Here is an 11,757-nt window from a genome sequence, read left to right on the forward strand (position 1 = left end):
CCCGGCGTCCTGCTGCCCTTCAGCGGCGCGCCGCGCCGCAACTGGAACCTCAACGTCTTCTACGCCCGCGGCCCGATCGATCTGCGCGCGTTCGTCAATTACCGCAGCGCCTATCTCGACTCCGAGCAAAAGCTTCAAAAAACCGCAGCGCCGCGCGAAGTGAGCGGCTACGAGGGCGCTGAACGTATTCAGGTTTATCGTAAAAAACCCGCCAATTAAGCAGCCGCGCCGCCGGATGCTGTTGCCAGGCTCGACGGCGTTGCGTCTTTGATAATTTGTTTGAGACCCCACTTGTAATCTCATTGCGTAGAGGAGACGATTATGCGTTCGATGCGCATGTTTGTATGTTGGATTCTGATGCCGGTATTTATGCTGGCGGCTGCGGCGCACGCCGATTTTACCGTGACCGGCCGCTTTATGTATCAAGATCTCGAACTCGATCTCAGCGGTTTTACCGGTGTGCGTCCGAACCGGCCGATTCGATTGGCGGATGTGTTGATTTTGGACGACGCCAGCAACGTTGTGCTGGCGCAGGGCGCCACCAATCTCAACGGTGAGTACAGCATTGCGGTGAGCGACAATCAAATTCGAACAATCTCTGTTGTCGTCGTCGCGAACAGCAGCAACACCGCTGGCCTTTATCAAGCGGTTATGGTCATGACCAGTTCCACCAATAACGGCACAACCCCGCATGCCTTTGAAGGCGGACTTTATGCCAATCACAGCCCGACACAAAACATTGACATGGGCACGGCCGTGGCGCAATACCGCGCCGGCGGCGAACCGTTTAACATTTATGACACGATGCTCGATTGCGCCGATTTTTTGGAAGTAGTGAACGGCGCCCGTCCGGGCCTGGCAATCAAAACGATCGTCAATTTTAATATCAACCGCACCGATGATTTTGCCTATTACCGCTCCAACGCCGGCCCGGGCGGCGGCGTGTTTTTAGGCCCCGATTATGGTTATGACGACACGATCATTCTACATGAATTGGGGCATTATATCGAGCGCAACTTTGGCGACTTTGACGACAATCCCGGTGGCACACATTACATCGGCGACAGTGCGCAAGACCCGCGCTTATCCTGGGGTGAAGGCTGGCCGACTTTTTGGGGTTCGCATGTGCGGCTGTGGGGCGGAGACCTGCATCCGAACATTTACGTTAATTCCGTGGGAGACTCTACCCCTAATCGCATCAGCTTTTCATATGATCTTGAAGTGCGAACCGGCGAGGGCGCGTCCTCCGAGAATGCCGTGCAGTCCGCTTTGTGGGATATGACGGACGGCCCGGATACTCCGGATTTCACGCCCGGCGTGGATGACGAGCCCGGCTATGAAGTCATGCGCACCTTTGACGAGACGTGGCTGGTGACATCTTTGCTGATGGCCACGCTTTCCGAGCCGCAAACCTTTGAAGATTTTTTTGATGTGTGGAATGCGAATATCACAAATCCACAAACCGAAACCTTGCGTGAGTTGTTTTATAAGAATCACAATATCCAATATTTCCCGGATTCATTTGAAAATGACAATACGCCCGCACAGGCCGTCAAGCTCTCGTTCGCACAAGTCGGCGGCGCGGCTACCCATCACACGCATCATCCGGAAGGCGACGAGGATTGGGTGGTGTTCGAGGCATTTTCAAGCGTAAATTATGCCATCAATACGAACACTATGCGGGACGGCGCAGACACCTATCTCAGTGTTCACGATGCGAGCGGCGCGGAACTGGCCAGCAACGACAACGCTGGCACGCCGCAATCGGGCAACAACAACGCTTTCGAGTTATTACGTTCTTCTCTGGAATATCAACCCGCGCAAAACGGTCCGCTGTATGTTCGTTGCCGCCGCAGCCCCTCTAATCGAACCTCAAAATTTGGGCATTATAATTTGATTGTGTCCGCTGCTCAGGTCGGCCCGGAAGCGCCGAATTTGCAAATCTCAAGTGCTTCGATCGTGGTCACGGCGCCAAAGGGCGAGAGCCGCACACGTTCATTTGTCATCACGAATACCGGGACGGTTGACACGTTGGTTTATATATTGGAAGAGCAACAACGCGATTTTGCCGTTGTCGATTTCCCCTGGTTGACGGCTTCGCCACAAGCTGGGCGTTTGAGTCCCGGCGCAGCCGATACCATTGTAGTCCTTCTGGAAAGTGAACACGCTTCTGCCGGCCAGAACATTGCTCTCTTGGAAATTCAGAGCAATGATCCGAATAACGCCGTGCGTCCGGTTGCCGTCGTTTTGAATGTAACGCAGGCAACCGAGGTGGCCGATGAACCGGTAAATCTATTACCTGCCAGGTTCGCTCTGGGCCAAAGCTATCCCAATCCGTTTGTGTTGGCAAATGGCGCGGCAGCACAAATCGGTGTGAGAATCACCTACGAAATTCCGGCGCACACGCGCGGCAGCGTTCCCGTTGTTTTGCGCATTTATGATGTTCTGGGCCGTGAAGTGCGAACCTTGACCAATGAAATCAAGCAAGCCGGTTCGTTTGTGGCGTTGTGGGACGGCCGCGATACGCATGGCGCATTGGTCGGCAACGGCGTGTATTTGTACAAGATCACCGCAGCGGATTTCTCGGCCGTACGCAAGTTGATTGTTGTGCGTTAATAATTGCTGCGAGGGGCAACGCCCTGGAAAATCGGTATTCATGAGATATCACCAAGCCCCAACGTGGCGCCATAGAACAAGGTCAGGAATGCCGCTCCTTAAGGGCTATGTGCGAGAGATTTTATCGGTTCCCAGGGCGCTGCCCGTGGGTTATTACATGTCGAATCTTGTTCCGTGTGCAAAATAATCTCCATCATTTTACCTATTCTTCCCATTCATTATTGACTCCTTTCTTGTGGCGACGGATTCACACTGTACTTCACGATTTTCTCAAAATAAACTGCCTTTGGTGTTCACCCCCAAAATCGGAGGCGCTCTGATGCAAAAAGCTAATGTCCGCACAACCCGTTTCGTGCGTTTTTCCTGTGCGTTGATCGTTTTTGCGAACCTTGCAACCCTGGCACAGCAGCGTCCAAACTCGACTTCCTCGGCTGCCATCAAACGGCCGCTCACGCACGTGCAGCATCTTTCCGAAGCCGAACGAATGTCCTCGCAGGCTTTTTTTGAAAACTATCGTCACCTCTTGAATTTGTCTTCGGAAGACGAATTCAGGCAGAAGGCGATTGCAACTGATCAACTTGGCCAGAGACATTATCGCCTGCAACAGTATTACAAGGGACTGGAGATCGCGGATCGTCATTTTTTGGTGCATGAAAAGAACGGCAACGTGTTTCTCACCCACGGTGATCTCGTTGCCGGTCTGAATATCGAAACCAGGCCGGCGCTGTCCGAAGCGCGGGCATTGGATTTTGCGCTGGCGCACGTTGGCGCGGAAGCATACATGTGGGAAAATCCTGACAACGAGGCGTTTTTGCGGCGCGAACAAGATGATCCTCATGCGACCTTCGCGCCCAAGGGCGAACTAAAAATAAGCGCCGGCCATAACGCGCAAAGTGTAGATGATTTTCGGCTGGTCTATCGCTTCGATATTTATGCCGAAAGGCCGCTGGGCCGTTATGCCGTTGACGTGGAAACGAACACCGGCGCTATTGTGAAAGTCTCTTCACTTTTACACGACGTGGACGTTCCCGGCACTGGCGTGACCGTTTATAACGGCGCCGTGGCTATTACGGTGGATCAAGTCACGGCCCTTAGCTATCGCCTGCGCGAAGCGGGACGAGGGCGGGGCATTCAAACGTTTGACATGCAGCGCACCGACAATTTCAGCAACGCGCGAGATTTCACCGACTCGGATAGTGAATTTAATACCGGCTATCAAGCAGCGGGCGTGAGCGTACATTGGGCGGCGGAAGCCACGTATGACTATTTTCTCAATCGCCACGGCCGGCGAAGTTATGACAATAACGATGCCGTCATTCGCTCGTATGCGCATTTTGACAACGGCTGGTTCAACGCGCAGTGGGACGGCAGCCGCATGCGGTTTGGCGACGGCACGAATAACGCCACCCCGCTGGTTTCCATCGACATCGTTTCGCACGAATTTACCCACGGCGTAACGCAATTCTCCGCGGGCCTGATTTATGCCAACGAGCCGGGCGCCTTGAATGAATCATTCAGCGATATTTTTGGGAATGCCGTGGAATTTTTCATGCTGGGCGCTGAGGGAAGTTGGGAGGTGGGAGAGGATGGAGTCCTTATTCGATCAATGTCGAATCCGCGTGCGCTTGGTGATCCCGATACCTATCAGGGTCTCGGTTGGGTTCCAACCACGAGCACACCCAACAATAACAACGACTACGGCGGCGTTCACACGAACAGCGGCGTGCAAAATTACTGGTTCTATCTGCTCAGCGAAGGCGGCAGCGGGGTGAACGACAAGAATGAAGCCTATGCCATTAACGGCCTTGGCCTTGAGAAAGCTGAAAGCATTGCCTATCGCAACTTGACGACCTACTTGACGCCGAACTCAGGTTATTTTGACGCACGCTTGGGCACGATCTATTCCGCCATGGATTTGTATGGCAATACCTCGGAGGAATATCAAACCGCACTGGCGGCGTGGTCTGCGGTGGGCGTCAAATATCCAAATCTTGACGCGACGTTGGTTGCCGATACGGATACGGTGAGGTTCTTGGCAGAATCTTCGGTTAGCACCGACACAACGGTGTTCACGATTACCAACTTTGGCCTTGCGAACTTGGTGATTTCCGCGCTTCAAATTTCCGGTTCAGCGTTCCGTTTTCTCTCGACGCCCAATTTGCCCGTGTCCTTGGATTACGGCAATCGTGTAAACGTGCCGATTGTCTTCCGTCCCACGACGCCGAGCGTCGATTTTGGCGCTGTGCAAATAACGAGTAACGATCCCGCGAATGCCACAACCACGGTAAGCTTGCGCGGCAAGGGGTTCGCAATTCGACCCGCGGCAGCAGGCTCAATTTATGCGAATGCCGGCCGCTCCTCCGCTGGCGTTTTATTCACCATCAATTCCAATGACGGCGCCGGCGTTGCCATCGGCGCCACGAATTTTGATGAGTTAACCGGCATGAGTCTGCGGCCTTCGGATAATGTGATTTATGGAACCGTTGCCAACAGCGTTGCCACGGTAATCGTGCGCGTCGATGCTCAAACCGGCGAAGCTTATCCCAGTGTGACAATCCCCGTGCCCAACCTGCGTGCAATTGCATTCGATGTGAATGATGATCTTTACGGCGCGGAATTCACGAAAGGCAAATTGTATCGCATTACCCTCGCGAATGGCGACACGACGTTGGTCGGCGATACGAATCTCACACTGCTTTCCGGCCTGGCATTCAATCCCGTTGATGGATCGCTGTGGGCGGCGCGGGTTGGGCCAAACGTTTATCAAATCGACAAAACCACAGGCGCAGCGACCTTGATTGGAAACAGCGGTTTTGCCCGCATGCCTGAACTCGAATTCGACGCCGCCGGCAATCTCTTCGGGCTTTCTGGTTTTGCGCTGAACACCGTGAGCGATTTCCTGCAAATCAATCCCACCACCGGCAAAGGCACGAAGATCGGCAGCACCGGCTACAATTCGGTTTATAGCCTGGTCATCCGAGGATCCATTACCACAAGCGTAGCCGCGCCGGCCAGCGTTCCTGTGCCGAAAATTTTCGCGCTCGCGCAAAATCATCCCAATCCCTTCAACCCGTCCACGCAAATTACGTTTTCGCTTCCGGCTACGGTCGTCATGACGCTGAAAATTTTCGATCTTGCCGGGCGTGATGTTGCTACGCTGGTCAACGGCAAACTGCCGGCGGGCGAACATCATGTGCATTTTGATGCGAGCGGCCTAGCTGCCGGAGTTTATTTGTACCGCTTGCAGGCAGGCGAACAGGTCGCAACCCGCAAGCTTTTGCTGGTAAAATAAGCATACTGGCCTTCCAGAGCTTCAAAATCTCACAAAATTTTTGCAGAATTCTTGCGAGAGCGAGGCATGCTAAAACATGCTTCGCTCTCTTTTTCGGAGGGAGGTGTACGGCATAGATTGCATTTGCCGGCACCAAGGGCTTGCAATTCTTTAAAATTTTTCCAATTATGGCATGCCGGTTTTTAAAATATACCCTAAGCCGGACGAGCCGGAACCAAAAAGAAAAAGCCTCACGCAAAGACGCGAAGGCGCAAAGAACCCGCAAGGTTCTTCTTTGCGGAACCTTTGCGGCTCTGCGTCTTTGCGTGAAAAGTTTTTGCCTTTACAGCAAAGATTTCACTTTTAATAGAATAATGAAAAGGAGTATGTCTGTGAGTCGAGCCGCCAGGACTGTTTTTTTCTGGGGAATTTATCTGCTCATTTTGGGAGGCGCCTTTGTCGTAAGCCCCAATGTTGTGCTGGTTACGTTTGGCTTTGCCGCCACCCAAGAAGTTTGGATTCGTGTTGTTGGCATGCTTGTGCTTCTGCTCTCATACTATTATTTGCAAGCGGCGCGCAGCGAAAACACCGGCTTTTTCCACTGGTCAGTCAATGCCCGCGCCGCGGTGATTGTCTTTTTCGTCGCCTTCGTTGCACTCGGCTTTGCCCAGCCCATGCTCATTCTGTTTGGCGTCGTGGATGTGCTGGGCGCGGCTTGGACCCGCCTGGCACTGCGCTCTTCATAACGCGAGTTGCCCAGCACATCACTCCAATATGGCTGCATACCCACAAATCCTGGCTACAAAGATCATGGCCCATGAGTAAGGAGGAGAAACGTTATGCGTATCCCCATTTCACAACAGGCAATAAAAAACACTGACAAGTCGAAAAGTAGGATCTGCCGGTCACAATTCCTCGCGGCGATGTTTTGCGGACTCTTGTTCGCTATGCCTGTGCTAGCGCAGATTCCGGCTCCGCAAGGAACTTATCCGGCGCTGCCGAGCGAAACGCCGGCGCAGTTTGAGGTAAAGACGGAAGCGTTCAACTATGCCAGGCGCGAAGTAAAGATTCCCATGCGCGACGGCGTCAAGCTGCACACGGTTGTCATTGTGCCCAAAGGCGCTCAACGCGCGCCAATCCTTTTAACCCGCACACCGTACAATGCCTCGGCGCTCACCAGCCACAACACCAGTGCGCATCTCGATCCCATCCTGCAGGGGTATGATAACGCCACCGACGTGATCGTTGCCGATGGTTATATTCGCGTGGTGCAAGATGTTCGCGGCAAACACGGCTCCGAAGGAGATTACCTCATGAATCGCCCGCTGCGCGGGCCGCAGAATCCTACGCCGGTTGATCATGCCACGGACACCTACGACACCATCGACTGGCTGGTGAAAAATATTCCGGAGAGCAACGGCAAGGTGGGCATGCTCGGCATTTCTTATAACGGCTTCCTGACCTTGATGGCGCTGGTTGATCCGCATCCGGCGCTTAAAGTCGCCGTGCCCATGAATCCCATGGTTGACGGCTGGGTTGGCGATGATTGGTTTCACAATGGCGCATTTCGCCAGCAGATGATGCCGTTTATCTACCGGCAGCAGGCGAAGCGCGGCTCCGAAGCCAATTGGTGGACCAGCCACTTCGACGATTATGAGACCTACATGTCCGCAGGCTCGGCTGGCGAGTTGGGACGGCGCCGCGGATTGGAGCAGCTCGGCTTTTGGCGGAAAATTCTCGCGCATCCGAGTTATGATACCTTTTGGCAAGATCAAGCCGTGGACAAATTGCTCGCGGCGCGGCCGCTGCACGTGCCGGTGATGATCGTGCACAGCTTCTGGGATCAAGAGGATATTTACGGCGCTATTGCCGTTTATCAGGCCATTGAGCCGAATGATACGAATAACGATAAGGTATTTCTCGTGATGGGGCCTTGGTATCACGGCCAGTCGATTGAGGACGGCAGCGCCCTGGGCGCGCTCAAATTCAACAGCAATACCGCGCTCTATTTCCGCCAGGAAATTTTGCGGCCGTTTTTGGCGCAATATCTCAAAGAGGGCGCGCCGCGGGCCGAGGTCGCGCCGGTGTCGGCTTATGAAACTGGAACGAATACCTGGCGTCATCTGCCTGCGTGGCCGGCCGGTTGCGCGAGCGGCTGCACCGTACAGCCAACGCCGCTGTATCTTGCTGCCGGTTTGAAGCTGCGTTTCGATCCGCCCAAAGCCAACGATGCGACTTTCGAAGAATATGTTTCTGATCCGGCCAAACCTGTGCCTTTTCGCGCACGCCCCATTCAACCTGTCGGTTATTATGATGCCGGACTGACCTGGCCGCAGTGGCTGGTGGACGATCAGCGCGAAGCTTCCGGCCGTCCCGATGTGGTCGTGTTTGTCTCGGAAGTGTTGACCGCGCCGGTGAAGATCAGCGGCCAGCCCATTGTGAATTTGATCGCTTCCACCAGCGGCACGGATGCCGACTGGGTAGTCAAGCTGATCGACGTTTATCCCGATGAAGTGGCGGCTCAGCCGGAAATGGGAGGGTATCAATTGATGGTCTCAGCCGATATTTTTCGCGGCCGCTATCGCGAAAGCCTGGAGACGGCCAAGGCGATTGCGCCCAACAAGCCCCTCGCTTATCGTTTCGCATTGCCCACCGCGAACCATGTCTTTCTGCCCGGCCATCGCCTGATGGTGCAAGTGCAATCGAGCTGGTTTCCGCTTTACGACCGCAATCCGCAGAAATTCGTACCCAATATTTTTTGGGCCAAGCCCGAGGATTACCAAAAAGCCGTGCATCGCGTTTATCACGCGCCTAATTCGGCGAGCTTTATTGAGCTGCCGCTGGTCACGACGCCTTGAGCAGTGTGGTTTCATTGATTGGATCGTCAAGGCTGTTTCAACTTGGCGAGTTGTCTGCAAATCTGCTTTGAATCTAAAAATGCCAAACGCGCGGCGAGTCCTTGCCGCGCGTTCGGCGTTTATAAAGACTCCGGTTTTCAGCAGCAGTTCAGGGCCACGAAAAACGTGCTAACTCAAAACCGGAAGTGGGGCGTGGGGATACAGAATTGCTTCTTCCTCAGCATTGTAGGGACGCAACTTTGACCCCAATCCTACTAGATATTTTTTCTCCCGCCACAAAATTGTTCGGCTTACAAATGGCGCAAACCAGATGGCCGCGATCAGCAAATCTTTCAACGGCGTCAAGAGAAAGTGACGCAACGAAACCTCGCGCGAAACGCGCCGCGCCAGCAGCCAATCGGCCAGGATCTTGCTGAAACAAAATAGAACGAAGGCGATTGACGCAGGCAGGCTTGGTTGCAAGATCAATCCCGCCAACGCGAGCGGCAGCGGATTGCCGAGCCATTCGCTGGCGTAACGATAGGTGCCGATCCAAAATCGCATTTTTGCCCAGCGCACATGGCGCTTCCAAAAACTGCGCACCGACCAATTGATATTGATGTTTTTCACCGCGCTGGCGCACAGCGCCACGCGATAGCCCCGGCTTTGATAGTAGCGGCCGAGCAGGTAATCTTCCGCCAACACATCGCGGATTTCTTGCAGGCCGCCGATTTCTTGCAGCGTCGAGCGGCGGAACAGCATGGATTTTCCGATGACACAAGCGTGCCGCAAGAGGGTGTGCAGAAAGCAGACGCTGCCGGCAATGAACGAGTTGAGATGCAGATTTTCAAGAATCGCGCCCAGCCGCTTACCGCCGGCGCCGTGAATCAAGTTATAAACCAACCCGGTTTCTGCCGTCATTTCGGCGACCGTGTTGCTGAGATAATCCGGCGCGACGCGTACGTTATCATCGCTGATCAGCACGAGATCGTGCGCGGCGTGCAGCATCATCGGCACCAGATTGTTGACCTTGGGATTATGGCCGTACCGCCGCGCGTCGATTACGATTTTAACCGGCAAGCCCGGATGCCGCGCCTTGAAGGCTTGGGCAACCGGTAAGGCGGAATCGCCTGCCGATTTCAAACCCAGTATGATTTCATAGTTCGGGTACTGCAGCCTCGCAAAGCTTTCTAAATTTTCCTCCAAGCCGTCAATTTTACCGCACAGCGGTTTGAGTATCGAAACCGGCTCCCGGTTTGAATTCGCCGATTTTTTTCGCCGCGTTTGATAAATCAAACTTGCGCCTTGCAGAACATAAACCAGCAAACTCAAACTCAGGAGTGCTAAAATCGCGTTGCTCAGAATATTCATTGACATGCTCCTTACTTGAATAAGCGTGTGCAAATATATTCTTGCCAGATTAAGCGATTATTAGCCTGGAATTAACTTTAGGAGGGGAGCGCGGGATGAACCGAAGGCGACTATTGGCGCATCTCGGTTAGGAAAAAATTGAATAAGCCGGGCAAGTTTTGAAGTGAAGTCCGGAGTAAGCGGATGAACAAAAGTTTATACAAAAAAAGTCGTATTACCCTGTTAAAGTTGTCAAGCGCCGGGCTGATTGAAACGCAATAAATCATTCGCGTGCTGTAGCCGGCTGCAAAAGCATGACGTTTTTGCTTGTTTGAGCCAGCATCTCGCGGTTCATCAACACGCGCTTGTATTGTCCCCTCTGCCATAGCTGGATTTGATCTTTATAATGCTCGCTAAACGGCTGGCCGGATTGCCCGCCCGGCAACACCTGCAAGCGTGTATCCGGCTCGGCCAGATCGACGATCATTCGTACCGAGGGCCCGACCTTGGCGTGGTAGGGTTCAAAAAAACTATATTCCGCTTTGTTGACGGTGTTCGGCGAGCCGCCCAACGGAAACGGACCGGCATTAAAAACATACTGCAGCGGCTCACGCTCGCCGAACACATGCCCCAGGGTGAGTTGATGCAATCGGCCCCATTGCCAATCTCCGATCAAATCGCCGAACCGTTCTTGCAAAAAGGCCACGGCTTGTTGCAAGGAACGCCGCGCAATGTCGCGCGCATTTTCACGCGCTTCCGTCCGGCGATCATCGAACCACGCTGAGGCGGGATTGGCGGCGAAATATTCGAGGCTGCGCACGGCCAGCGTCGGCCATTGTGTATAGCTTTGCAACAACGAATCACCGAGTTCATCCTTAATCGTTGCCTGCAAAAATTCCCAGGCCCAGACATTGAAAATGGCGGCAGGCACACTTTCCGCGCTTTCGACATAATCCCAATCTCCGAGCAGGAGCAGCGCCTGCTGTTCCGTTTCACTCAAAACCGTGTCGCTAACCGCCCCTGCCGTTGTGTCGCTCAACAATCCCTTCAGGCGGGGCAACACATATTGCGCGTGTTTAGAGAGCACATCGTTTTGCATTGCGGCAAAAAAGTCCACATCGACTTTGGCGTTGCCCGCCAATAATTCCGTGATGCGCTCGATGCGGCTCGTCGGCTCCCAGCCCACGGCAAGATAGTAGGGAAATTGTTGCGCAACTATTTTGTTGTTGGCCGTTGCAATGAAATTTTGCGGCGGGTTGAAGGCATGCGGCATCTGGTCAAACGGAATCGCGCCGATCCAGTCGCCGGCGTTCTCCCAGCCGCGATAAGGCAAATAGCCTTTGCCGTCGCGGCGAATTGGCACGACGCCGCAGGCATAGTAGCCAATGTTGCCGGCGGTATCAGCATAAACCACGTTCTGGCAAGGCGCGGTAAAATGCCGCATCGCGGCTTGGAATTCACCCCACGAGCGGGCGCGATTGAGCGCGAGAATGGCGCGCTGTTCATCGGAATTCTCAAAGCCCGCCCATCGGAATGAAATCGCAAACGAATCCGGGCGGGCGCCGGCGAGAATATCATCAACCAGCGGCCCGCGCGGGGTTTGCCGAATGACAAACAGCACGGAGTCGGCGTCTTTCATCGGAATCAGCTCATGGAACACAGTGAGTTTTTCCCAGGCACTGT

6 protein-coding genes are annotated in these 11,757 nt (G+C 54.0%); 4 read left to right on the plus strand and 2 right to left on the minus strand.

The annotated features are described in order from the left end of the window. Nucleotides 1-321 precede the first annotated feature (321 nt). The 4 genes from FBQ85_18330 (at nucleotide 322) to FBQ85_18345 (ending at nucleotide 8,745) form a co-directional block, all read left to right on the plus strand. On the plus strand, nucleotides 322-2,616 hold the full coding sequence (locus FBQ85_18330; protein ID MDL1877093.1) for a T9SS type A sorting domain-containing protein: 2,295 nt from the start codon (nucleotides 322-324) through the stop codon (nucleotides 2,614-2,616). A gap of 319 nt (nucleotides 2,617-2,935) precedes the next feature. Then, nucleotides 2,936-5,908, plus strand: a complete 2,973-nt coding sequence (locus tag FBQ85_18335; protein ID MDL1877094.1) for a T9SS type A sorting domain-containing protein — start codon at nucleotides 2,936-2,938, stop codon at nucleotides 5,906-5,908. Between the two features lie 371 nt (nucleotides 5,909-6,279). Next, a complete protein-coding gene (locus FBQ85_18340) occupies nucleotides 6,280-6,633 on the plus strand; it encodes a hypothetical protein (protein MDL1877095.1) in 354 nt (117 codons plus the stop codon). A 177-nt stretch (nucleotides 6,634-6,810) separates the two neighbouring features. Beyond that, the gene (locus FBQ85_18345) at nucleotides 6,811-8,745 is read left to right on the plus strand and encodes a CocE/NonD family hydrolase (GenBank protein ID MDL1877096.1); all 1,935 of its coding nucleotides are present in this window, start codon (nucleotides 6,811-6,813) and stop codon (nucleotides 8,743-8,745) included. A 168-nt stretch (nucleotides 8,746-8,913) separates the two neighbouring features. Here FBQ85_18345 and FBQ85_18350 read toward each other — a convergent pair whose 3' ends face one another. After that, nucleotides 8,914-10,101 (minus strand): glycosyltransferase, encoded by a 1,188-nt coding sequence (locus tag FBQ85_18350; GenBank protein ID MDL1877097.1) that lies wholly within the window; start codon nucleotides 10,099-10,101, stop codon nucleotides 8,914-8,916. A gap of 256 nt (nucleotides 10,102-10,357) precedes the next feature. Continuing rightward, nucleotides 10,358-11,757, minus strand: a 1,400-nt coding sequence (locus FBQ85_18355) for a penicillin acylase family protein (protein MDL1877098.1), incomplete at its 5' end; no start/stop codon positions are given.

The organism is Cytophagia bacterium CHB2 (assembly GCA_030263535.1).
Classification (GTDB): domain Bacteria; phylum Zhuqueibacterota; class Zhuqueibacteria; order Zhuqueibacterales; family Zhuqueibacteraceae; genus Coneutiohabitans.